A 23,426-nucleotide genomic window follows, 5' to 3' on the forward strand; every position below is an offset into this window, starting at 1 on the left:
ATGGTCGACCAGGACGCCGGGCGGGCCCGGTACCGCGAGGTGTTCGCCTCCACCGAGTTCCGGGCGCTGTTCGCCGCGCACACCGTCTCCACCATCGGCGACCAGTTCGCCCGGGTCGCGCTCACGGTGCTGGTGTTCCGCGACACCGGCTCGCCCGCGTGGGCGGCGATCACCTACGCGTTGACGTTCCTGCCCGACCTGATCGGCGGTCCCCTGTTGGCCGGCTTGGCCGACCGGTACCCGCGGCGCGCCGTGATGGTGTGCTCCGACCTGGTGCGCGCCGTGCTGGTCGCGCTGATGGCCGTGCCGGTCCTGCCGTGGCCGGTGGTGTGCGGGCTGCTCGTGCTGCTGCAGTTGGCCGGCGCGCCCGCGGTGCCGGCCCGGACGGCGCTGCTGCCGCACGTCCTGCCCGGTCCCGCGTTCCGCGCGGGCGCCGCCGCGCTGTCCACCGTGAGCCAGGCCGCCCAGGTCGCCGGGTTCGCCGCCGGCGGGGTCCTGGTCATCGCCGTGGGCACGGGCGGTGTGCTGCTGCTGGACGCCGTGTCGTTCGCGGTGTCGGCCGCCGCCGTGGCCTGGTGGGTGAAGAGCCGGCCCGCGCCCGGTGGCGGCGGCGCGGAGCGGCCCGGGTGGTGGCGCGCGATGACGGCCGGCGCGACCCTGGTGTGGCGCGACCGCAGGCTCCTCGCGTTGATCTGCTTCGCGTCGCTGTCCGCGTTCTACATCAGCGGTGAGGCGCTGGCCGTGCCGCTGGCCGACCAGTTCGGCGGCGGGCCGGTCGCGGCCGGGCTGCTGTTCGCCGCCTACCCGGCCGGGTGCGCGCTGGCGAGCCTGGTCGTCGCCACCCGCCCGGAAGCCGCCCAGCTGCGCGCCCTGCCCGTGCTGGCGGTGGCCACCAGCGCGCCGCTGGTCGTCTGCTTCCTGCACCCCGGCCTGCCGGTCCTGGTACTGCTGTTCGTGGCGTCCGGCGCCGCGTCGAGCTACCACGCCATCGCCTCGCCGACGTTCGCCCTGTGGACGCCGGACGAGGCCCGGGGTCAGGTCTACGGCTTGGCGGTGACCGCGCTCAAGATCGCCCAAGGGCTCGGGGTCGCCGCCGCCGGGCTCGCCGCCGAGCACGTGCCGCCGCACCAGGTCGTCGCGGCCGGCGGCGTGCTGGGCGTGCTGGCGGCCTTGGGCGTCGGCGTGCTGTGGCGGCGCAGCGGGGCCACCCGTGTGGGGCGGACCGTCACCCCGTGAGGATCTCGTCGATGCGACGCCCGGCGGCGTTCATGCCGTCTCAGCGCCCAGGGCTGCCCAGGTGCCGGGCGAAGAACCGGATCGAGCTGTCGATCTCGAAGGACGGGACTCTGAAGTGGCTGCCGGGGTTGGCGTGCAAGGTCTTCTCGGTGGAACCGAGCGCGTCGAACAGCTTCATGACGGAGTCCCGCGGATTCCCTTCATCGTCCCACTGCAGCACGAACTCGACCGGGATCGTGATCCGCGCCGCCGTGTCGACGAGCCAGTCGCTCCCGACGAGGCCGAGGACCGCGGCCGTGATCCGGGGTTCGGCCGCGACGAGGCGGATGCCCATCTCGCCGGCCTGGGACAGGCCGTAGTACCCGACGGGCGAGCCTTTGCCTACGGAGTCCAGTTCCTGGAGCGCGTCCAGGGTGGTCTGCCAGTCGGGTACGAGTTCTGCCGCCACGGTGTCGTTGAGCTCGGGCCACGCCGGGCCGAAGGGCTCGCCCGCTGCCTCCCGTGCCTGGATGACCGCGACGAGCCGCCGGATCTCCGGGTGCGCCGGCCTGTCCCCGGTACCCGGCGCGTCGATCGCGGCCACCGCGAAGCCGCACGAGGTGACGTAGGGGAAAGCTCGGGAGACGACCTCCCACCCCTTCTTGTGCCCGCCGCCGCCGTGCCCGATCAAGACCAGCGGACGGGGACCGGAGCCCTCGGCGGGCGTCCAGAGCACCCCGGGGATCTCCCCGATGGTGAAGAGCCGCTCGCGGATGCCGTCGGCGGCGGTGTCCGAGGTGATGCGCATGGCGGCATTGAACCGGCGTTCCCGCTGACGTGGCGAGCCGATTACCCGGGCGGCCAGGCCCGCGGCGGTGGGAGCTGCCGGCGTCAGCCCGCTCGCCGTTCGGCGGCGATGATCACGTCCAGGTTGCCGCGGGTCGCTTCGAGTTCACCGATGGCCTCGCCGATCCGGTCCCGCTGCTTGACCAGCTCGTCGACCAGCTCGGGGCAGTCGGGCACCAACCGGCCGTCGTCGTCGTCAACCACGCACGGCAGCACTTGCACGATCTGCGCGATGCTCAACCCGGCCGCGAGCAGGACCCTGATCCGGCGCACCGCCGCCACGTCCGCGTCGCGGTACGCGCGATAGCCGCTCGGCCGCCGCTCCGGGCGCAGCAGGCCGTGTTCCTCGTAGTACCGCAACGAGCGCTCGCTGACGCCGGTCCGTCGCGACAACTCCCCGATCCGCACCCCGGCTCCCGACTTGACTCTGACGCCGATGTCAAGGTTTAGCTTAGCCGCCATGACACCCGTGACCGTCCTCGGACTCGGACCGATGGGCCGGGCGCTGGCGACCGCGTTCGCCGCCGCCGGCCATCCCACCACCGTGTGGAACCGCACGCCGGGCAAGGGGAACGACCTCGACGCCACCACGGCGGCCACCGCCGCCGAAGCGATCACCGCCAGCCCTCTCGTCGTCGTGTGCGTGCTGAACTACCAGGCCGTGCGAGCGGTGCTCGAACCCGACGCGCTGAAGGGCCGCACCCTGGTCAACCTCACCGGCGGCTCGCCGGCGCAGGCCCGCGAGATGGCCGCGTGGGCGGCGGAGCACGGCGTCGACTACCTCGACGGCGTGCTGCTGAACGGCGTCGTCGGCGGACCTGAGGCAGCACTGCTCTACAGCGGGCCGGAGGACGTCTACCGGGCGCACCGGGCCACGTTGTCCGCGCTCGGCGAGCACGGGACGCACGTCGGCGCGGACCCCGGACGGGCGGCCGGGTTCAACGTGTCGCTGCTGGACCTGTTCTGGACGTCGATGTTCGGTGTGGTGCACGCGTTCCGGCTGGCCGCCGCCGAGCACATCACCCCGGCCGAGCTCGCCGGGCACGCGAAGGTGATGGCAGGCCTGCTCCCCGGGCTCGTCGACGTGGTCGCCGAGCACGTCGCCGCGGACCACTTCCCCGGCGACGCCTCCACCCTCGTCTCGGCGGCGGCGATCCTGGACGACGTGATCGACACCGTCCGGGCGAACGGCCTGGACGACGGCGTCCTCAGCGCCGGGCGTGCCGCCGTGCGACGGGCGATCGACGCCGGGCACGGCTCGGCCGGCTTCTCCCGCCTCGCCGTGCCCTGATCCACTGCGGGGTCGATCGGGTGTAGCCCTCGGCACGCCGCGTCGACCGGGAAGCAGCCCCCTCGGAACCCACGTCCGACGGGCGGGGCAGGATCAGTGCCATGAGCCTCGATCCACGGCGAGCAGCGGTGCTGGCGCTGCACTGGCAGGTCAACGTCATCAAGCCGGAGGGGTTCTTCGGGCCGATGCTGGCCGAGCCCGTGGCCCGCAGCGGCGTCGTCGAACGGGCGGCGCGCTTCCACGGAGCGGCCGGTGTCCCGGTGTTCTTCACCAGGTTCACCATTCCCGAGGGCGAGGGCGGGCTGGTGCGCAACACCGGCTTCATGCGGGCCGTCGGTGACGCGCAGGAGGCGTTCCGGCCGGACGCGCCCGGTGTGCGGTTGATCGCGGAGGTGGCGGGCGGCACGCCGACCGTGGTCGACAACCAGAAGCTCTCCGGCCTCGCCGGCAACGACCTGGCCGCCCGGTTGTCCGAGCGGGGCGTCGACACGCTGTTCCTGACCGGTGTGGCCACCAACCTGACCGTCGAGCAGACCGCGCGCCACGGCACCGACCTCGGCTTCACCGTGCACGTGGTCAGCGACTGCGTGACCGCGGCCGACGACGCCGCCCACGCCGCGTCCCTGGCGAACCTGGAACTCACCACGGCGGGCTGCCTGACCGCGAGCGAGGCCTTGGAACTCCTGCACGCGCGGTCTTGAGACGACGTCAGGACGCGGGCAGCGAGACGAACCCCTCGCGCACCAGCCAGTCGCGGGCGACGGCGGCCGGGTCCCGGCCGTCGACGTCCACCTCCGCGTTGAGCCCGCGCACCGTGTCGTTGTCCAGCTTCGCCACGACGGGCGCCAGCACCTCGCCCACCTGCGGGTGCGCGGCGTGGAAGTCCTGACGCAGCACGACCGCGGCGTTGTACCGGGGGACGAACTTCCGGTCGTCCTCCAGCACGACCAGGTTCAACGCGACGATGCGGCCGTCGGTGGTGAACACCTCGCCGAAGTTGCACAGCCCCGTGGACGTCGCGGTGTAGATCGTGCCGGTGCCGAAGGTCTTGACCTCCGCCGAGGCGGCGTCGAAGCCGTAAGCCTTGGCTACGCCCGGGAACCCGTCGTTGCGGCTGACGAACTCGGTCTCCAGGCAGAACACGGCCTTCTCCGGCGAGCGGCCGATCAGCGCGGCCATGTCCGACGTGGTCCGCAGGCCGTTGGCGCGCGCGAACTCCTCGGTGACGGCGAAGGCGTAGGTGTTGTCGATCGCCGAGTAGTCCAGCCAGACCAGGCCGTTGCGGGCCAGGTCGGCGTCGCGGACCGCCTCGTACTGCGCCTGTTCGTCCGGGATCGGGTCGGTGTGGCCCAGGTAGCTGATCCACCCGGTGCCGGTGTAGTCCCAGGACAGGTCGACGTCACCGGTGATCAACGCCTGGCGTGAGCTGTTGGAGCCCTGGATGTTGGTCATGTCCCGCACCTCGGCGCCCGCCGCGACGAGGGCGACCTCGGCGATGTAGCCGAGGAGCTGGTTCTCGGTGAAGTCCTTGGAACCGACCGCGACCTCCACCCCGGCCAGTTCGGGCACCGGCCGGATCGAGCCCGGTCCCACGTCGAACGGCAGCGCGAACGACGACTCCAGCCCGCAGCCGGACGTCAGCAGCGCCACCGCCACGACCGCCAGTCGCGTGATCCGCCTCATCGCAGCCCTTTCGGTCCCAGGTAGGTCTCGGCGAGCGCGCCCAGCCAGTCCACGAGCAGCGCGAGACCGACCGCCAGCACCGCGCCGGTGATCAGCACGGGCACCCTGGCCAGCTTGTAGCCGGTGTCGATGAGCAGCCCGAGGCCGCCGCCGTTGACGAACACCGCCAGGGTGGCCACGCCGACCGCGTGCACCAGCGCCGTGCGCAGCCCGGCCAGGATCAGCGGCACGGCCAGCGGCAGTTCGATCCGCCGCAGCACGGTCGCGGCGGACATGCCGGTGCCGCGACCGGCGTCGACCAGCGCCGGGTCGACGCCCTGGAGCCCCACCACGGTGTTCCGCAGCACGGGCAGCAGCGTGTAGAAGGCGATCGGCAGCACCGCCGCCCACAGCCCTTCCAGGCCGGAGACCAGGAAGAAGAGCACCAGGATGCCGATCGCCGGTGAGGCCTGCCCGATCGTGGCGATGCCGAGGAACAGCGGCGCGGACCGGCGTGCCCACCGGCGGGTGAGCACGATGCCGAGCGGCACCGCCACGACCAGGACGAGCCCGGTCACCACCAGGCTGATCACCAGGTGGTCCCAGGTCGCGGACGCCAGCGCGGCGGCGTTGAGGCTCTGCCGCTCGATCGAGTCCAGGTCGCGGGTGAACGCCCAGAGCAGCACGCCGCCGACCAGCGCCACCACGACGACCGGCTGGAGGAGCAGTCGGAGCCGTTCGGCCCGCTGCGGCGAAGTGGTGGCGGCGGTCCGGACCTCGGTCGCGGCCGTCACGCGTCCGCCTCCGCGTGCTCGTCGCGCAGCTTCTGCACCGTGCCGATCACCGCGTCCATCTCGACCAGCCCGACGTACTCGCCGCGCGAGCCGGTGACGACCGCCGCGCCGCCCTCGGTGAGGATGGCCTCCAGGGCGTCTTGGAGCGTCGACTGGAGCGTCACCGAGTCGCCGACGGGCCGCGGTTCCCCCGGGCCCCGCACCCAGCTCACCGGCCGGTTGCGGGCGTCCAGCAGCAACGCGTGGCGGTGCTCGGACGCGGCGAGCCTGCGGACGACGTCGGCGGGGCGGTCGGTCACCGACGCCGTCACCGCCTGGCTCAGCTCGACCTCGCGCACCCGGCGCAGCCTGAGCTGCTTGAGCGACGCGCCGGCGCCGACGAAACCGGCGACCGTGTCGTCGGCGGGGTTGGCCAGGATCGCCTCGGGCGTGTCGTACTGGAGCAGGCGCGACCGGGGGCCGAGCACGGCGATCCGGTCGCCGATCTTGACCGCCTCGTCGAAGTCGTGCGTGACGAACACGATCGTCTTGCGCAGCTCGGACTGCAGCCGCATCAGCTCGTCCTGGAGGTTGCCGCGCGTGATCGGGTCGACCGCGCCGAACGGCTCGTCCATCAGCAGCACGGGCGGGTCGGCGGCGAGCGCGCGGGCGACGCCGACGCGCTGCTGCTGGCCGCCGGAGAGCTGCCGCGGGTAGCGGTCGTGGAACTCGGCCGGGTCGAGCCCGACCAGGTCCAGCATCTCGTCCACCCGGTCGGACACCCTCCGGCGGCCCCAGCCGAGCAGGCCGGGGACCGTGCCGACGTTCTGGCCGACGGTCAGGTGCGGGAACAGCCCCGCCTGCTGGATCGCGTACCCGATGCCGCGGCGCAGCTCGTCGGGGTTCAACGACAGGGTGTCCTCGCCGTCGATGGTGATCCGGCCCGACGTGGGCTCGATCAACCGGTTGATCATCCGCATCGTGGTGGTCTTGCCGCACCCGGACGGGCCGAGGAGCACCACGGTCTCCCCCGCCGGGATGGTCATGCTGACCGACTCCACCGCGGGCGCCTCGACGCCGGGGTAGCGCTTGGTCACGTCGACGAGCCGGATCTCACTGGCCACGGATCCCCCTGGACACGGTGTAGCGGCCGATCAGCGCGAAGATCCCGTCCAGGACCAGCGCGAGGACGACGATGCCGAGCGTGCCCGCCACCGCCTGGTTGGTCGCGTTCGCGCTGCCCGCCCTGGTCAGGCCGGCGAAGATCTCCACGCCGAGGCCGGGCCCGCGGACGTAGGCGGCGATCGCGGCGATGCCCATCAGCATCTGGGTGGCGATCCGCGTCCCGGTCAGGATCGCGGGCCAGGCCAGCCTCAGCTCGACCCTGGTCAGCACGCCCACCCTGCTCATCCCGACGCCGCGTGCCGCGTCGCGCACGGCCGGGTCGACACCGCCGAGTCCCACGATCGTGTTGCGCACGACCGGCAGCAGCCCGTACAGCACGAGCGCGACCACGGTCGGCGGCACGCCGAGCCCGAGCACCGGGATCAGCAGGCCGAGCAGGGCGAACGACGGAATGGTGAGGATCGCGCTGGTCAACGCCGTTGCGGCGGTCGAACCGAGCGGGCTGCGGTACACCGCGACACCGATGCCGACACCGATCACGGCGGCCAGCAGCGCGCACTGCACCACGGCGCTGACGTGCAGCAGGGCCTCGACCAGCAGTCGGTTCCACCGGTCGAGGACGAACTCCCAGAAGTTCACGTCGTGGCCTCCGGTTCACCGGCCAGGACGGTCTCGGTCCACACAGGACGGATAAGGCATCCCCCTCGTCCGACGAGCGCTGTCCTCAGTGCACAGCGGCCCGTCATCGCGGCACGATCGGTCCGCACCGCGCGGCGACGTCAGGGTGGAGCCGGGTGCGCCGAGCGGTCCCGGCACCGTACCGCCATCCTGCCCCATTGGCGTTGCCGGCCGACCTGCCGATCACCTGACGATCCCGGGTGGCGGTGTCCGACCACGCGGTTCCCCGGGGAGGGCGGCCGGGGAACCGCGTGGTCGGCGTCAGCCGATGTTCGCCTGCGGACCGGCGTACGTGCGCAGGAGGGACGGCACGTTCGCGGCCGGGTCGAGGGTGTAGGAGTAGTAGGAGGACGGGGTGAAGGCCGAACCGCCGGACTCCTGCTGCCCGGTCGAGTTGACGACGACGCTGCCGGACTGGCGGAGCTGCGCGGCGTCGTCCTTGTAGTACGGGTCCTTGACGTTGTCGAAGTAGGAGTTCTCCAGGACCATCTTCGTCGCGCCGCGGGCGTAGTTGCCGTACGAGGCGATGTTCTGCAGGTAGTTGTTGTAGAGGTGGGCCAGGGCGACGTTGTCCGTGCTGGGGTTGCGCTGGTTGGTGTCCTTGATCCAGTTGTGGTGGATGGTCATGCGGGCCGTGACGTTGCTCGTCCAGCCGATGCCGAAGGACTTGTTGTTCTGCGCCAGCACGTTCCACGACACGGTCAGGTAGGACGTGTCCAGCCTGCTGTCGATCAGCCCGTCGTTCATCCTGGTGATGGTGTTGTGGTCGATCCAGACGTGGTGCGCGCCGTCCATCTGGATGCCGTCGTAGTCGAACTCCTTGTCGTCGGGGTCGTCGGAGGCCATCCGGGTGTCGCGGATGGTCAGGTTGCGGATGATCACGTTGTGCACGCCCGTGCCGAGGAAGAACCCGCCGTTGACGAGGTGGCCGCGGGTGCCGACGCCGACGATGGTCTTGTTCGACGCCACCTTCAGCTCCGCGCCGTACGGGGTGGCGGTGAGCGCGCCGTCGACGCGGATGACGTACGGCGTGGACGCCGTGGCGTAGCGGACCAGGTCGGCGTAGGTCGTCACGGTGACCGTCGGGCCCGCCGCGCCGCCGGTCGTGCCGCCGCCGGTGCCGGCGAAGCCGTCCGCCGTGTTCGACCAGGCGCGTCCGCTGATCGGCGTGAACAGCCACTGCTTGTTCGTGTTGGCGGTGCACGACTCCTGGATGATCGGCGCGCCCGACGCCGTGGACGCGTCCTTGTTGGCCAGGCACAAGCCGCTGGCCACGTTGACGACCTGGTACGTGCCCGAGCCGGACGCCACCAACCGCCACTGCTGGTTGGACGAGCCCGCGCAGCTCCACTGCTGGAGCTGAACACCCTGGTCGGCGGTGCCGGAAGGGATGTCGAGGCACTTGCCGCTGTTCACGTTGACCAGCGCATACGTACCGGATGCGGCGGAGTTCAGCGTGAACTGCTGCCACTTGTCACCCGAACAGCTCCACTGCTGGACCACACCGCCGTTGGCCGTCGAGCCGCCGACGAGGTCCAGGCACTTGCCGCTCTTCGTGACGCTGACCTGGTAGGTGGTGCCCGCGACCGGCGTGGCCGCCTGAACGGGTGATGGGGCCACGACGATCGCGGCGAGGGTGGCGGCGACGGTCAGTGCCGACCGCCTGCGGTGCAAGCGCATGGGTTACCTGCCTGCCTCTCGAAGGTGGTCAGCCGACCGGGTTCCAGCCGTCGCTGCCGGCGAGGTACTTCTGCGGGGTGTGGTTCGCGGCTTGGGCGTCGGTGAGCTGCGGGCGGTTCGTGCCCGTGCCCGCGCCAGGGCCGGTGTTGCGGTACTCGGAGAACCGCGCGTTCCGCCAGCTGTTGCCCGACATGTCGGTCCACGGCTGCGAGGTCTTCACCAGCGCGTTCAGCGTGGACTCGCGGTAGACGACCTGGGCGTCCGGTCGCCACGGTCGGCCGAGGGTCGTGGTGCCGGCCGCCGCCGCGCCGGTGATCCGCGACTTGTGGAACAGGAAGCCGTACGCCTTGGTCGCGGGCGTGCTCGCGGCCGTGATCGGGCCGCCGGTCGAGCGCTTCTCGTAGATGTCGCTGTTGTCGAACACGATCGTGCCGCCGCCGAAGATGAAGTCCACGGTCCCCTCGACGTAGGAGTCCCGGACGTACGCGCGGGTGGCGTCGTTGACCAGGAACGTGTCCTGGTCGCCGAGCAGCCGCACGTTGCGCAGCACGGCGCGGTCGGCGTTGAGGTGCAGCGCCACCGCCTGGTGCCCGCTGGAGGTGGAGTTCTCGTCGAAGTCGTTGGCGATCGTCAGGTTCGTCGCCGTGAAGTCCCGGCCGTGCACGAACATCGAGGCGCTGCCCGACGTCCCGTGCGTGCCCGCGGAGTTGTGGTAGACGATGGTGACGTTCGCCGGCGACGCGCCCAGGCCCTGCAACGTGATCAGCGGCTTGGACGACGGCACCGTGACCACCTCGCGGTAGGTGCCCGGCTTGATGGTGATCGTGACGCGGGCGGTGTTGTTCGCCGGCACCGCGTCGATCGCCGCCTGCACGGTCCGGTACCGGCCGGTGCCGTCGGACGCGACGGTCGGCTGGGCGGTGGCGACCGGCGTGAACAGCCACTGCTTGTTCGTGTTGGCGGTGCAGGACTCCTGGATGATCGGCGCGCCCGACGCCGTGGACGCGTCCTTGTTGGCCAGGCACAAGCCGCTGGCCACGTTGACGATCTGGTAGGTGCCGGAGCCCGACTGCACCAACCGCCATTGCTGGTTGGACGACCCGGCACAACTCCACTGCTGGAGCTGGACACCCGAGTTCGTGGTGCCGGAAGGGATGTCGAGGCACTTGCCGCTGTTCACGTTGACCAGCGCATACGTACCGGACCCGACCGAGTTCAAGGTGAACTGCTGCCACTTGTCACCCGAACAGCTCCACTGCTGGACCACACCGCCGTTGGCCGTCGAGCCGCCGACGAGGTCCAGGCACTTGCCGCTCTTCGTCACGCTGACCTGGTAGGTGGTGCCCGCGACCGGCGTGGCCGCCTCCGCGAGTGCGGGAGCCGTGATCGCCGCGGCGATGGCGACGGCGGCGGCCGCGGTGGTCTTCGACAGGCCGGACAGCCATGGTGGTCGTTTCACGATCCTCCTCGTCGAGGACGCTATGTGAGCGTTAACATAACCGGCGGTCGTAGTGTTGGTAGCGATCCGTCGAACTGTCAAGATCGGCATCGACTCGAATCCCGTTCGACGCGCCGCCCGCCACCGGAGCGGTCCCGCTCGGCCGGACCGGGGGTGCGATCTCCGGCCGTTGTGGGTGGAATGCAATTTCCAGCCATCGTGGAATCATTCCCGCACTATTGCGGATATTTCGTCGCATTTGATATTCACCATCGTTGACACCGCGCACGAATCGGTGTAATTCCTTTGACGAGTTCGGTCGGGGGGCGGCATGACTGAGTCGACGGGCCACCGGCGGCCCGGTTTCCGAGTTCCACTCATCGTCCTGTTCGTGCTGGTCACCGCCGTGGTCACCTCGGTGTCGGCCCGCTTGGTCGCGGACGTCGCCGAGTGGTGGCGGGCGGATGGCGTCCCCTACCTCGCCGCGACCGCGGTGATGCTGGTCCTGTCCAGCGTGCTGATCAACGCCCTGCCGCGCGCGGTGAGGGAGTTCTGGCAGTGGGACGGGCCTTTCCCCGCGGCGGCGGACCGGGTCCGCAAGGCGTTGGGCAGGCCGAGGAAGGCGGTGGCCGTCCTGGTCACGGTCCTCCTCCTCGGTCTGGGCAGCTACGTGCTGCTGCCGCCACCGCTGGAGAGCGGTGAGCTCGTCCTCATGACGGCGACGGACCTGAGCCCCCGTGACCCGCGGACCACGGTGATCGAGCAGTGGAACGAGAGCCACCCGCGCAACCCGGTCAAGGTCGAAACCGCGGCGGGCGAGACCGGGGAGCAGCACGAGCGCATGGTCAACGACGTGGAAGACGGCGGCGAGCACAAAGCCGACGTCTACCTCCTCGACGTGGTCTGGATGCGGGAGTTCATCGACAACGGCTACCTCCGCGAACTGGACCGCTCGAAGCTCGCCGGCGGCCTGGACGACTTCGTCACACCGGTCCGGCGTACGTGCGAAGAGGTGGGCGGACCGCTGTGGGCGCTGCCGCTCAACACCGACGTCGGACTGCTCTACTACCGCACCGACGTCGAAGGCCTCGCCCTGCCGACCAGTTGGGAGGGGCACTCCGGCGTCCCCGCCACCCAGGCGCTCGGCGAGCTGGAGGCGGCGACCACCGCGCAGTTCTCGGACGAGATGCTGATGGTCGAGGCGCTGGAGGCCATCTGGGCGGCGGGAGGCCGGGTGGTGACCGAGGACGGCAACGTCACGCTCACCCCGGACGGCAGCCGGGTGCAGTTCACCGAGGACGACTACGAGGGCATGCGCAAGCTCAACGCGATGGCGACCACCCCGCGCGTCGCCCTCGCCGACCCGCGACCCGAGGACACCACCGCGACCGACGCCGTCGAGCAGTTCGCCGCCGGCCGCACGGCGTTCATGCGGAACTGGGCGGTCGCCGACGAGCAGCTGACCGACCTGCGGGAGGAGCTGGACGCGGCGGGCGTCACCTACCGCACCGCGCCGCTGCCCAAGTCGAGCGTGTCCGGGGCGAGCAGCGTGCTCGGCGGCCAGAACCTCGCGATCTCGGCGCACAGCGACAAGCCGAAGGCCTCGCAGGCCCTCATCCAGTTCCTTACCAGCACGCAGAGCCAGCAGATCCTCGCCGAGGTCGGCGGGTTCGCGCCGACCCGGGACTCGGTGTACGACCGGGCCGAGGGCGAGCACCTGGTGAACGTGCGGACCGCGTTGCAGAACACCGGGCTGCGGCCGAAGACCCGCAACTACACCGAGTTCAGCCAGAAGTTCCGCGAAGCCGTCAAGACCGTGGTGACCGATCAGGACGACATCTCCGACGTCGTGGCCAGGGAGTTGGCGGAGATCCTCCGGAAGTGAGGGCCACACGCCGTTCGGACGGGTGACCCGTGTCGTACCCGCACGGTGGAGTCCCGCCTTGCTGTGTCGGTTCAGGTCCAGACCTGTCACCCGTTCGGCCCAGCACGCGGGCCGCCGAGTCGACCATCGCGAGGCACGTCCCGGGTACGGACGGGCAGACCTGCCCCGTCGGACTTCCGGCGCACCCGTTCCCCGTGGTGGGCTCAAGCCGGCTCCCTGCCGCCGGGCGGACGGGGGTTCCGGAGGACCGGTACCGGCCCCGGTGCCGGTGCGGAGGTGCGAGGCGATGTGGTCCCACGAGGACGGAGGTCGCGTGGCGGACGGTTCCACGCCCGAGAGGTTCGCGGGCGACCTGTTCCTCGACCTGGCGGCCAAGGGGTGGCTGGTGGTGGAGCCGGCGGAGGCCGCGCGGGTCATCGCGAGCCTGGAGCGGACCCTGGAGGTCGTCCGGTCGCGGGCGCACCGGACCGAGGTGTCGAGGCGGCTGCGGAGCGCGGCGGGCGACGACATCGCCCCGGAGGTCGACCGGCTCGTGGTCGACACCGTGTTCGCCGAGCAGATCATGGCGGGCACGTGGGAGCGCGCGCTGGTCGAGCTGCCGAAGTACATCGAGGCGTTCCGGATGGCCGCCCGCAACGCGCCGCGGCGTGAGCCGTGAACCCCACGCAGAGCGACATCGCGTCGTGCGACCTGCGGTTCGAGCTGGCCGCGGCCATCGAGGACCTCCGCCACTACCGCGGCCACGGCGACCACGCCGCGGTCGAGCTGATGCTCGCCTGGATCGACGCGCTGCTCGACGAGTGGAACCGCCGCGCCCGGTGAACCGCGCGGGAGGGTGCTCCACGCCCGAGTCCGCGGTTCACGTGGCGGCACACAGGGGTTCCCGCACAGGTTTCACCGCTCACGAGTTCGCCGCACAAGTTCGTCCACGCACGAGTTCGCCGCGCACCACAACGGGTGCGCGGCGGTCACCGGCGCGGCGGCGCGAGGTCGGGTTCAGCCGGCGATGTCGCCCAGCTCGCCGCTGACGTTGAGCAGTTGCGCGCAGTTCGGGGCCTGCCGGCCGCTCGCCGGCGTGCCGGGCCGGGCGCAGTCGACCGTCGCGGTCACCGTGGCGTTCTCCGGGATGTCGATCGGCGTCACCCAGTGGTAGTCCTGGTTGCGGAACGTCTCCAGCGCGATCACGGTGATCGTGCGCTCCCCGAACGCGATCGTCAGCACGCCCTCGTCGCCCTGGTGGTTGGCCAGCACGATGTCGGTGATGTGGAAGACCTTGCCCGCCGGCACGACGTAGGTGCCGGTCGCACGCTGACCGGCGTTCGCGCGGACCTCGATGGTGCCCGAGCTCTGCTCGCCGCCACCGCTCGTGCCGCGGCCCTGCCCCTGGCCTCGTCCCTGCCCCTGCTCGCCGGCGGGCTGCTCTTCCGGCGCGCCGCCGGGCTGGTCGGCCGGCGCCTGCGGCTCGACGGCCTGCGCGATCTCCTGGGCACGCCCGTCGGCCGCTTCCCGTGCCGCGCTGAGCACCGCCGGGCGCACCAGCAGCAGCCACGCCAGCAGCAGCGCCACCAAGGCGCCCAGCAGCGACAGCAGCCACCTGGACAGGATCGGCAGCTGCACCAGCTCGCCGGCCAGCTCGTGCTCGTGCCGCTCGTCCGCCGCCAGCGCCACCGCGTCCAGCCGCACCGGCCACACCGCGGGCTTGCCGAACCACAGCAGCTTCGCCACCCGCGCGCGCAGTTCCAGCTCGGCCTTCGCTCCGGGGTCCACAGTGGACGGTGCGGTGGACACGGCGATCTTCAGGTGGTCGTCGGTTTCCGGCAACGAGAGCGTCACGACGGTCGGCGTGTTGCCGTTGTTCTGCACCTCGACGCGGTAGCGCGCGCTGCGCCACGCGCGACGGCGCTTGGGGATCAGCCGGGCCCGCTGGTGCGCGAACGGTTCGACGATCACGGTCGTCTCGGTCACCACCACCGACTCCGGCCGTTCGGCGGGCAGCACCCGCACGCCGAGCGGCACCTCGCCGGCGCGCACCTCGGGTGATCGCGGGGGGCGCAGCACGATGGCGACCTGCTCCGAGGTCCCCGGGTACAGCGACAGCCGTGCCGGTTCGACGGTGGTCCAGGGGGCGCACCCGCCCACCACCTCGAACTCGTACGCCTCGACTATGTCGCTGTCGTTGCGCACCGTCATCGTCGTGCTGGTCTCCTGACCGGGCGTGACAACCACGGTGGGGAGACCGAACTCGGTCGTTGTGGTCACCCGACGAACGGTAGGGACGCCGCACCGGCCCGGACAGGGAGAAAAGGGCACCGTGCGGGCAAACCCGTGCACCGAAGGGCCCCGCGCCGGTGCCCCGGAGCCCGCCCCCGGCACACGATGGTCACGACGAGCCGACACCGTGCGGCCCGGCTGTTCCACAGGAGGGTTGTCATGACCAGGATTCCGGTGGCCGTGTACGCCGAGGACCCGGTGCTGAGGGCGGGCATCACGCACCAGCTGCGGCCACGGCCCGAGGTCGAGGTGGTGCGGCCGGACGAGGAAGCGCGCGCCGTCGTGTCGCTCGTGGTGGTGGACGGGGTGGACGAGGAGACGACGCGGTTGCTGCGCCGGTTGAGGCAGTCCGCCACCACGCGCGTCGGCCTGGTGGTGGGGCGCTTCGACCAGGACGCCCTCCAGATCACCATCGACTGCGGCGTGACGGCGGTGGTCCGCCGCTCCGAGGCGCACCAGGACCGGCTCGTGAGCACGATTTCCGCGCTGGTCAAAGGGGAAGCGGTGCTGCCGGGCGACCTGCTCGGCACGCTGCTCGACCACGTGGGCCGGTTGCAGCGCAGCGTGCTGGACCCCGACCGCCCGTCGCTGTCCACGCTCACCGCACGCGAGGCGGACATGCTGCGGCTGGTGTCGGAGGGCTTCGACACCGCCGAGATCGCCTCCAAGACGTCGTTCTCTGAGCGGACGGTGAAGAACGTCCTGCACGAGGTCGCCACCCGGCTGCAGCTGCGCAACCGCGCGCACGCCGTCGGCTACGCGATGCGGCACGGCCTGATCTGAGTTGCCCGAACGGCCCGGCGCCGTGCCCCGACCGTGCCCGCCGGGACCTCCGCGCCGCGCGGTCCGCCAGCCGACGATTCTCCGCACACGCCCCAGACGGAGGTGGGACCTTGTCGAGCTGGTTGCCGACCCGACCCCTCGCCACGATCGGCGCGGCGGTGGCGCTGAGCGCCGCGGTCGTCGCGGTGCACGACGTCGCCACATCGGTGTCGGCGGCAGTGCTCCAGGACGACGCCGTGTCCGGCCGGATCGCCTACGCGGGCACCGGGCACCGCAGCCTCGGCGCGGTCACCGGTCCCGTGCCCGATCAGCTGCGGCCGAGCGCGCCGCTGTTCGGCGCCGGACCCGCGCACCACGACGACCACGTCTCGGCGCGCGGCGGGCTGGTGGTGTTCACCAGCCTGCGCGACGGGCCGCAGCCGCAGGTGTACCTGCGCGCGACCGACGGTTCGGTGCGCAGGCTCACCGAGGGCCTCGACGCCGGCCACCCCCGCCTGTCCCCCGACCTGCGCACGGTGGTGTTCGACTCGCGCGAGGACGGCGCGCGCGACCTGTGGCTGGTCGGCGTGGACGGCACGGGGCTGCGCAGGCTGACCGACACGCCGTCCGACGAGACGTGGCCGACGTTCGCACCGGACGGCGCGAGCGTCGCGTTCTCCGGCGACCGCGACGGCGAGCGGGAGATCTACCGCGTCCCGGTGGGCGGCGGCCGGGTCACCCGGCTCACCGACGAGCCGGACGGCGACGCGGGCGAGCCGGACTGGAACCCGCGTGACGGCCGCATCGCCTACACCCTGGACGTCGGCGGCGTCCCGCGGCCACGCGTGCTCGACGGCGGCCGGGTCGGCGCGCCGGTGCTGGGCGGTGACCAGGCCGGGTGGCGTGGCCGCTGGCCGGTGTGGCAGCCGGACGGCGCCGGTCTGCTGTTCCTCAGCACCGACCAGGTCTGCTCGTGCCCGGCCGACCCGGACGTGGAGAAGGTGTACCGGGTCGACACCGGCCCGGGCCTGCCCGTCACGACCGCGCCCGGCCTGCTGCTGGCGGAGAACCGCGCGGTCACCTCGCCGACGTGGCTGGTGGACGCGCGCGGCGAGCACCTGGTCGTGGCCCGCACGACCGCCGAGACCTACTTCACCGCGACGCTCCAGGACGTCCGGCCGGACGGCTCGGACCCGCGCGACCTGGGCGTGCCCGTGCTGCGCGAGGACCCCGGGGTCGCCGACGACCCCAACCTGCTGTTCCGCCCTCGTGCCGGCTACGACCCGTGGACGCAGCGGCAGTCCTACTCCCCCGACGGCCGCACCATCGCGCTGAGCCGGTTCGAGGACGCCGACGGCCGGCGGGTGCAGCGGCTGTGGCTGGTGGACGCGGACGGCGGCAACCCGCGCCGGCTGCCGGTCGCCGATCGGCAGCCGGCGGACTGGGAGTTCGACGCGGTCTGGTCGCCGGACGGCCGGTTCCTGGCGTTCGCCCGCCGCACGCCCGGCGGGGTGCGACCGGACAGCGGCGCGAGCCGGATCGTGGTGGTCGAGGCCGCCACCGGCGCCGTGGTGGGGCGGCTGAGGCCGCCGCCGTCCGCCGCCGACCAGGAGGACACGCAGCCCGCGTGGTCGCCGGACGGCACGACGCTCGCGTTCACCCGCGGTCGGGTCTTCGACGGCCCCACCGGCGAGGTGCGCGACAACCACGTGTGGACCGCCCGTGCCGGGACGCTGGACCGGCAGCGGGACGTGTCGGCGGCGGTCTGCGGGTTCGACTGCGAGGTGACCGACGACAGCTCGGTGTTCAGCCCGGACGGGCGCGCGTTGGCGTTCAACCGCGAGGCCGACGGCGTGCTGCTGGTGTCGTTGGCGGACGACGGGTGCCGCGTGGTGCTGCCGGCGGGGGCGAACACGTGCGCCACACCGCTGACCGCGCCGCCCTCGGGGCCGTTCCAGCCCAGGGACGTGTCGTTCTCGCCCGACGGCGACCGCGTGGTGCTGACCGCGCGCCGCGTGGGTGATCTCCGGTCGCCGGAGGAGCTGGCCGTGGTCGACCTCGGCACGGGCGAGGTGCGGCGGATCACGGCCGACCTGCCGGGCAGGCAGAAGGAGCCGACCTGGCAGCAGACGGTCGACCTGGCCGTGCAGGCGCCGGGCACCACGCCGGACGCGGACACCGGCACGACCACGCCGGTGACCGTGACCGTGGTCAACCGGGGTCCGGCCACGTCGCCCGGCACCGCGCTGACCGTGGCGGTCCCGGATGGCGTGCGGCTGGAGGCATTGCGCCCCGCGCGCGGCACGTGCGACGTGGCCGGGTTGCGGTGCGACCTCGGTGTGGTGGAGCCGGGCGGGTCCCTGGACGTCGTCGCCGACGTGGTGGGCGTGGTGCCCGGACGGCGCAGCGTCACCTGGTCGGTGGCGGGCGCCGTGCTCGACGTGCTGCCGTCCGACAACGCCGCGGCGACGGCGATCCCGGTGCGCGACCCGGTGACCGGACCGCCGCCGCCCGCCCCGCCGCCCGCCGTGCCGCCGGCCGGTCCTTCGCTGGCCGTGGTGGTGCAGCCGGATCCGTCCTATGTGGGCGGACGGGCGACGGTGAGCTACACGGTGCGCAACGGCGGCGGAGCCCTGGCCACCGGGCTGCGGCTGGACTTCGCGCTGCCCGCGCAGGTGCCGGTGGCGACCCTGCCGCCGGGGTGCGCGAACACCGGGTGCGCGCTGCCGGACCTGCCGCCGGGCGCGTCGCAGGTCGTGCAGGTCGTCCTCGCGCCGAACGCGCCGCTCCAGACCACCGTGCGCGGGACCTTGCGCACGACCGGCACCGACGCCGACCCGGCGGACAACGCGGCCGCCGCGCCGATGCGCGTGCTGCGCCCCCGGATCGTGGCCGTGCCGCCGATCGGCGAACCCGGTTTCGTCACGTCGGTGCGCGGCGTGGACTTCCCGCCCGGCGTGCCGGTGCGGCTGTCCTGGTCGCCCGGCATCACCGCGGCGGCGGCACCGACCGTCCCGCGCCCGGACGGCGGGTTCACCGCGCAGTTGCTCGTCCTCGCCAAGGACCAGACCGGACGGCGGACGATCACCGCCGCCGGGGCCGGTTTCGAGCCCGCCACCACCGAGTTCCTCGTCGTGCCCGGCTCCGTGGGGCCGCCCGATGAGGTCCGGCGCAGGTGACGACGAGGAGGTTGCGGTGATCCATGAGGTCGACGAGGGGATCCGCCGGCTGCTCCAGGCCGGCGGCGTGCCCGGTGGCGGTGGTGAGCTCGCGTTCGAGGCGCCGACCACCGACTGGACGGCACGGCGCAACGCGCCGACCGTCAACGTGTTCCTCTACGACATCCGCGAGGACGAGAGCAGGCGCAGCGCGGGCGACCTGGAGGTGTTCGAGGGCGGCGAGCTGGTCGGGCACCGCAGGCCGCCGCGCTGGTTCCGGCTGTCCTACCTGGTGACGGCGTGGACGAACCGGCCGCAGGACGAGCACCGGCTGCTGTCGGGGGCGTTGGTCTGCCTGGCGGGCCACAGCAGGCTGGCGTCCGAGTGGCTGACCGGGTCGTTGGCCGAGCTCGACCTGAGCGTGCTGCTGGAGTCGGGCGGCCCGGTGTCGGAGGGCCGTGCGGCGACGGACGTGTGGTCGGCGCTCGGCGGGCGGCTCAAACCGGCCGTCAACCTGGTGGTGACGGCACCGGTGGCCGGCGTCCTGACCCCGCTCGCCCCGCCGGCCGCCGGTGGTCTGGTGCTGATCGGCGGCCCCGAGGAGGACGCCCGCAGGCTGCGTTACGACGACGTCGCCGGCGACAGCGGTTTCGCGCCCGCCCGTGCCCGCCCCGCCGACCGGCGGCGACGCGGCGGCCCGATCCGATGACGACGGCGGCTCCCTCACGCGCGCGGACCGCCGTGATGCCCGGCAGGCCCACAACCCGACGCCGTGACCGACAGGGTGGTGCGAACCGATGACCGTGACGACCGGGACGGCGACGACGGCCGAGGCGCAGGACCTGGCCTACCTGTGGGCGAGGCTGGGCGCGGTCGAGTGGCGGGTGCGCCGGGCGGTCGCCGTGCGGATGGCGGACGACCCGTCGCCCGACGACCCGAACCGCGGTCTCTACCTGACCGCCGACGCGGTCGGGCGCATCCTCGACGGGCACCCGGAACCGCTGCCGCCACCGGACGCGGACCCGGACCTCGACGTGCTCGCCCCGCTGGTGCCCGAGCCCGGGCCGCGGCTGCTGACCCTGGCCCGGCGGTTCGGCCTCGAACCGGTGGACGTCGAGTTCCTGCTGGTGGCCCTGGCGCCGGACGTGGACGCCCGGTTCGAACGCCTCTACGGCTACCTCAACGACGACCTCACCCGCCGCCGCGCGACCGTGGGGCTGGCGCTCGAACTGTGCGGGCTGCCCGCGGCCGGCTCGGGACGGTTCCGGTTCGCCGCGTCCGCGCCGCTGGTCGCCGCCGGCCTGGTCGAGGTGCGGGACGAGGGGCTGCCCGCGTTGTCCCGGTCGTTGCGCGTGCCCGACCGGGTGGTCGCCCACCTGCTCGGCGACGACGAGCCCGACCCGGCGATCGGCGGCACGGCCCGCCTGGCGCCCGCGGGCGGCGACCCGGAGCCGTCGGCCGGTCGGCTCGCCGCGGGGCTGCTGGCCGGCATCCGGTCGGTGCACCTGCGTGACACCGACGGTGACGCGGGCCGGCTCGCGGTGGACGCCCTGGCCGCGGCCGGTCGTGACGCCGTGGTGCTGGACGTCGCGGCGTTGGCCGACCGGCCGCACCCGCCGCTCGCGGAGGTCGTCCGGGAGGCCCGGTTGCGCGGCGCGGGGCTGGTGCTCGGCCCGCTGGAACCGCTGCTGCCCGAACGCGCCCGGCTGATCCGCGACCTCACCGTGCTGGTCGGCGACGTGCCGCTGTTCCTGCACAGCAGGCGGCACTGGGACCCGCGCTGGACGGCGCACCCGGTGGTGTCGGTGCCCGTGCCCCCGCCGCCCGCGGACCGCCGGGCCGAGCGGTGGGCGCGGGCGCTGGCCGACGTCACCGGCACGGCGGCCGATCCCGCGCTGGTCGCGAACCTGGCCGGGTACCGGCTGGGCACCGACGAGGTGGACCGCGCGGTGACCGTCGCCGCGCGCCTGGCGCTGCTGGAGGACCGGCAGGTCGACCTGGCGCACGTCCGGGCCGGGGTGCGCGCGCAGAACGGGGCCGGGTTGGAGCGGTTGGCCAGGCGGATCACCCCCGGCGTCGACTGGGACGACCTGGTCCTGCCCGAACCGACCAGGCGACAGCTGGACGAGTTGGTGCTGCGCGCACGGCACCGGGAACGGGTGCTGGGCCAGTGGCGGATGCGGCCCGGCGGCGGTCGTGGGCGCGGGGTGGTGGCGTTGTTCGCGGGCGAGTCGGGCACGGGCAAGACGATGTCGGCCGAGGTCGTGGCCGGCGCGGTCGGCATGGACCTCTACGTGGTCGACCTGTCGTCGGTGGTGGACAAGTACGTCGGCGAGACGGAGAAGAACCTGGAACGGATCTTCACCGAGGCCGCGGGCGTGCACGGCGTGCTGCTGTTCGACGAGGCGGACGCCGTGTTCGGCAAGCGTTCGGAGGTCAAGGACGCGCACGACAAGCACGCCAACATGGAGTCGGCGTACCTGTTGCAGCGGATGGAGTCCTTCGACGGCATCGCGGTGCTCACCACGAACCTCCGGTCCAACGTGGACGAGGCGTTCACGCGGCGGATCGACGTGATCGCCGACTTCCCGGTGCCCGGCGCGGCGCAGCGGCTCGCGCTGTGGGACCGCTGCCTCGGCTCGCGCATGCCCCGGGCGGACGACCTCGACCTGGCGTTCTGCGCCGAGCGGTTCGAGCTGGCGGGCGGGTCGATCCGGGCGTGCGCGGTGACCGCCGCCTACCTGGCCGCCGCCGCCGAGCGGCCGGTGCGGATGGCCGACGTGCTGGCCGCCGTGCGGCAGGAGTACCGCAAGCTCGGCAGGCTCGTGCTGCCCGGCGAGTTCGGCTCGTGGCCGGAGACCGACCAGGCGCGGTGACGGCCTCGGACCACTCCCGCCCGCCACGGGCGTTCTTCGGCGTGCCTGCACGGCCGGTGATCTTCGGCGCGCGCGATCTGCCGCTGTCCTCCCGCGCGTCCCGGGCGGCCGATTGCCTGTTGGTGCACCGGGAGTGCCCTCGACCGGGGCCCGCCGGTCCTGCCGCCGCGGTCGTGCGCGGGCGACGCTGGTGGTGCCAGAGCGGAAGAGCAGACAAGGAGCGACCATGCCGCAGTACCTCTCGCCCGGCGTGTACGTGGAGGAGGTCCAGACCGGTGCCCGCCCGATCGAGGGAGTCGGCACCGCGGTGGCCGCCTTCGTCGGCTTCGCCGAACAAGGCCCCTTCCACCAGCCGACCCTGGTCACCAACTGGAACCAGTACGTGCGCGACTTCGGCGGCTTCACCGAGGACGCCTACCTCCCGCACGCCGTCTACGGCTACTTCGCCAACGGCGGCGGCGCGGCGTACGTGGTGCGCGTGGGCGGTGCCGCCGGCAACGGTGAGGACGTGCCTGCCGCACCGGTGCCCGTGACGCTGGGCGGTCTGCGGATCTCCGCCCTGCCCGCCGCCGGCCCGGACGTCTCCGTCGAGGTCTCCGACGCCGACGGCGAGAGCCCGCCGGAGGACCGCTTCAAGCTGCTGGTCCGCCAGGGCGACAAGGTCGTGGAGACCTTCGACGTGTCGACCCGCAAGAACCTCAAGAACTACGTGGTGACCCAGGTCGCCGAGCGTTCGAAGCTGATCGAGGTCACCGAGCAGTCCGGCACGGCGCTGACCAGGCCGGACAAGCAGTCGGTCCCGCTGCCCGCCGCGAAGGCGGCCGCGCCCGTGAAGCTCGACGCGCAGGAGTACGTCGGCGACGCGGCGGCGCGCACCGGGTTCGGCGGCCTGGAGAACGTCGACGAGGTCACGATGGTGGCGGTGCCCGACCTGATGAGCGCCTACCGGCGCGGCCTGATCGACCTGGAGGGCGTGCAGACCGTGCAGGCGGCGGTGATCTCGCACTGCGAGCAGATGGGCGACCGGGTGGCGGTGCTGGACGCGCCGCCCGGGATGTCGCCGCAGCGGGTGCACAAGTGGCGGATGGAGGAGGCGAACCACGACTCCCGCTACGCGACCGTGTACTACCCGTGGATCAAGGTCTTCGACCCGGCGAGCGGCCGCAACGCGTTCGTGCCGCCGTCCGGTCACGTCGCCGGCGTGTGGGCGCGCAGCGACGCCGAACGCGGTGTGCACAAGGCGCCGGCCAACGAGGTGATCCGCGGCGCGGTCGACCTGGAGGTCTCGCTCAGCAAGGGCGAGCAGGACCTGCTCAACCCGGTCGGCGTGAACTGCGTGCGCACGTTCCCCGGCCGCGGCATCCGCATCTGGGGTGCCCGCACGCTGTCGTCCGACCCGGCGTGGCGCTACCTGAACGTGCGGCGGCTGTTCAACTACTTGGAGGAGTCCATCCTCCTGGGCACGCAGTGGGTGGTGTTCGAGCCCAACGACGACCGGCTGTGGGCCGGTATCCGGCGCAACATCACCGCGTTCCTCACCGAGCAGTGGCGGCAGGGCGCGCTGTTCGGCCGCACGCCGGACGAGGCGTTCTACGTCAAGTGCGACCGCGACAACAACCCGCCGGAGTCGGTCGACCTCGGCCAGGTGGTGTGCGAGATCGGCGTGGCGCCGGTCAAGCCCGCCGAGTTCGTGGTCTTCCGCCTCGCCCAGTTCTCCGACAACACCAGCCTCGTCAGCGAATAACCCCGCGCGGATCCCCGAAAGG

At 72.7% G+C, this 23,426-nt stretch carries 20 protein-coding genes; 11 read left to right on the forward strand and 9 right to left on the reverse strand.

The window, feature by feature from the left end; all coding sequences use genetic code 11:
* Window positions 1-1,236, forward strand: coding sequence for an MFS transporter (locus LNK82_RS21565; protein ID WP_230568841.1), 1,236 nt, complete (start codon window positions 1-3; stop codon window positions 1,234-1,236).
* A 40-nt stretch (window positions 1,237-1,276) separates the two neighbouring features.
* Here the strand turns inward: LNK82_RS21565 and LNK82_RS21570 are convergent, their stop codons facing one another.
* Both LNK82_RS21570 and LNK82_RS21575 read right to left on the reverse strand, forming a co-directional pair.
* Window positions 1,277-2,023 (reverse strand): dienelactone hydrolase family protein, encoded by a 747-nt coding sequence (locus LNK82_RS21570; protein WP_230568842.1) that lies wholly within the window; start codon window positions 2,021-2,023, stop codon window positions 1,277-1,279.
* 83 nt (window positions 2,024-2,106) lie between these two features.
* The gene (locus LNK82_RS21575; RefSeq protein ID WP_230568843.1) at window positions 2,107-2,469 is read right to left on the reverse strand and encodes a MerR family transcriptional regulator; all 363 of its coding nucleotides are present in this window, start codon (window positions 2,467-2,469) and stop codon (window positions 2,107-2,109) included.
* 52 nt (window positions 2,470-2,521) lie between these two features.
* On the opposite strand from LNK82_RS21575, the gene LNK82_RS21580 reads away from it, so the two are divergent.
* Window positions 2,522-3,352, forward strand: a complete 831-nt coding sequence (locus LNK82_RS21580; RefSeq protein WP_230568844.1) for an NAD(P)-dependent oxidoreductase — start codon at window positions 2,522-2,524, stop codon at window positions 3,350-3,352.
* Window positions 3,353-3,453: 101 nt separating this feature from the next.
* On the forward strand, window positions 3,454-4,053 hold the full coding sequence (locus LNK82_RS21585; protein ID WP_230568845.1) for a cysteine hydrolase family protein: 600 nt from the start codon (window positions 3,454-3,456) through the stop codon (window positions 4,051-4,053).
* A gap of 7 nt (window positions 4,054-4,060) precedes the next feature.
* On the opposite strand, the gene LNK82_RS21590 is transcribed toward LNK82_RS21585, so the two are convergent.
* From LNK82_RS21590 to LNK82_RS21615, 6 genes are all read right to left on the reverse strand, one after another.
* Complete coding sequence (locus LNK82_RS21590; protein ID WP_230568846.1) at window positions 4,061-5,035, reverse strand: glycine betaine ABC transporter substrate-binding protein; 975 nt, start codon at window positions 5,033-5,035, stop codon at window positions 4,061-4,063.
* Window positions 5,032-5,808: an ABC transporter permease gene (locus tag LNK82_RS21595; protein WP_230568847.1), complete on the reverse strand. Its 777-nt coding sequence runs from the start codon at window positions 5,806-5,808 to the stop codon at window positions 5,032-5,034. Before LNK82_RS21595 ends, LNK82_RS21590 begins: the two co-directional genes overlap by 4 nt.
* Window positions 5,805-6,911 carry an ABC transporter ATP-binding protein gene (locus LNK82_RS21600; protein WP_308257246.1) on the reverse strand — a complete coding sequence of 369 codons (1,107 nt, stop codon included), beginning with the start codon at window positions 6,909-6,911 and terminating at the stop codon, window positions 5,805-5,807. The genes LNK82_RS21595 and LNK82_RS21600 overlap by 4 nt, the downstream gene beginning before the upstream one ends.
* Window positions 6,901-7,551 (reverse strand): ABC transporter permease, encoded by a 651-nt coding sequence (locus LNK82_RS21605; RefSeq protein ID WP_230568848.1) that lies wholly within the window; start codon window positions 7,549-7,551, stop codon window positions 6,901-6,903. The genes LNK82_RS21600 and LNK82_RS21605 overlap by 11 nt, the downstream gene beginning before the upstream one ends.
* A 300-nt stretch (window positions 7,552-7,851) precedes the next feature.
* On the reverse strand, window positions 7,852-9,270 hold the full coding sequence (locus LNK82_RS21610; RefSeq protein WP_230568849.1) for an RICIN domain-containing protein: 1,419 nt from the start codon (window positions 9,268-9,270) through the stop codon (window positions 7,852-7,854).
* Between the two features lie 28 nt (window positions 9,271-9,298).
* Window positions 9,299-10,729, reverse strand: coding sequence for a pectinesterase family protein (locus tag LNK82_RS21615; protein ID WP_230568850.1), 1,431 nt, complete (start codon window positions 10,727-10,729; stop codon window positions 9,299-9,301).
* A gap of 310 nt (window positions 10,730-11,039) precedes the next feature.
* Here LNK82_RS21615 and LNK82_RS21620 point away from each other — a divergent pair, with 310 nt between their 5' ends.
* The 3 genes from LNK82_RS21620 to LNK82_RS21630 all read left to right on the forward strand — a co-directional run bounded on the left by LNK82_RS21620 (window position 11,040) and on the right by LNK82_RS21630 (window position 13,415).
* Window positions 11,040-12,593, forward strand: a complete 1,554-nt coding sequence (locus LNK82_RS21620) for an extracellular solute-binding protein (protein ID WP_230568851.1) — start codon at window positions 11,040-11,042, stop codon at window positions 12,591-12,593.
* A 313-nt stretch (window positions 12,594-12,906) separates the two neighbouring features.
* The gene (locus tag LNK82_RS21625; RefSeq protein ID WP_230568852.1) at window positions 12,907-13,251 is read left to right on the forward strand and encodes a hypothetical protein; all 345 of its coding nucleotides are present in this window, start codon (window positions 12,907-12,909) and stop codon (window positions 13,249-13,251) included.
* A complete protein-coding gene (locus LNK82_RS21630; RefSeq protein ID WP_230568853.1) occupies window positions 13,248-13,415 on the forward strand; it encodes a hypothetical protein in 168 nt (55 codons plus the stop codon). The genes LNK82_RS21625 and LNK82_RS21630 overlap by 4 nt, the downstream gene beginning before the upstream one ends.
* 174 nt (window positions 13,416-13,589) lie before the next feature.
* On the opposite strand, the gene LNK82_RS21635 is transcribed toward LNK82_RS21630, so the two are convergent.
* The gene (locus LNK82_RS21635) at window positions 13,590-14,852 is read right to left on the reverse strand and encodes a COG1470 family protein (protein ID WP_230568854.1); all 1,263 of its coding nucleotides are present in this window, start codon (window positions 14,850-14,852) and stop codon (window positions 13,590-13,592) included.
* Window positions 14,853-15,023: 171 nt separating this feature from the next.
* On the opposite strand from LNK82_RS21635, the gene LNK82_RS21640 reads away from it, so the two are divergent.
* The 5 genes from LNK82_RS21640 (at window position 15,024) to LNK82_RS21660 (ending at window position 23,404) form a co-directional block, all read left to right on the forward strand.
* A complete protein-coding gene (locus LNK82_RS21640; protein WP_230568855.1) occupies window positions 15,024-15,647 on the forward strand; it encodes a helix-turn-helix transcriptional regulator in 624 nt (207 codons plus the stop codon).
* 110 nt (window positions 15,648-15,757) lie between these two features.
* Window positions 15,758-18,805 carry a beta-propeller domain-containing protein gene (locus LNK82_RS21645; RefSeq protein WP_230568856.1) on the forward strand — a complete coding sequence of 1,016 codons (3,048 nt, stop codon included), beginning with the start codon at window positions 15,758-15,760 and terminating at the stop codon, window positions 18,803-18,805.
* 16 nt (window positions 18,806-18,821) lie between these two features.
* Window positions 18,822-19,493: a Pvc16 family protein gene (locus tag LNK82_RS21650; RefSeq protein ID WP_230568857.1), complete on the forward strand. Its 672-nt coding sequence runs from the start codon at window positions 18,822-18,824 to the stop codon at window positions 19,491-19,493.
* A gap of 88 nt (window positions 19,494-19,581) precedes the next feature.
* Window positions 19,582-21,660: an AAA family ATPase gene (locus LNK82_RS21655; RefSeq protein WP_230568858.1), complete on the forward strand. Its 2,079-nt coding sequence runs from the start codon at window positions 19,582-19,584 to the stop codon at window positions 21,658-21,660.
* 226 nt (window positions 21,661-21,886) lie between these two features.
* Entirely contained in the window at window positions 21,887-23,404 is a 1,518-nt protein-coding gene (locus LNK82_RS21660; RefSeq protein WP_230568859.1) for a phage tail sheath family protein, read from the forward strand.
* The last annotated feature ends 22 nt before the right edge of the window (window positions 23,405-23,426 follow it).

It is taken from the genome of Saccharothrix luteola (assembly GCF_020859565.1).
Lineage (GTDB): Bacteria > Actinomycetota > Actinomycetes > Mycobacteriales > Pseudonocardiaceae > Actinosynnema > Actinosynnema luteola.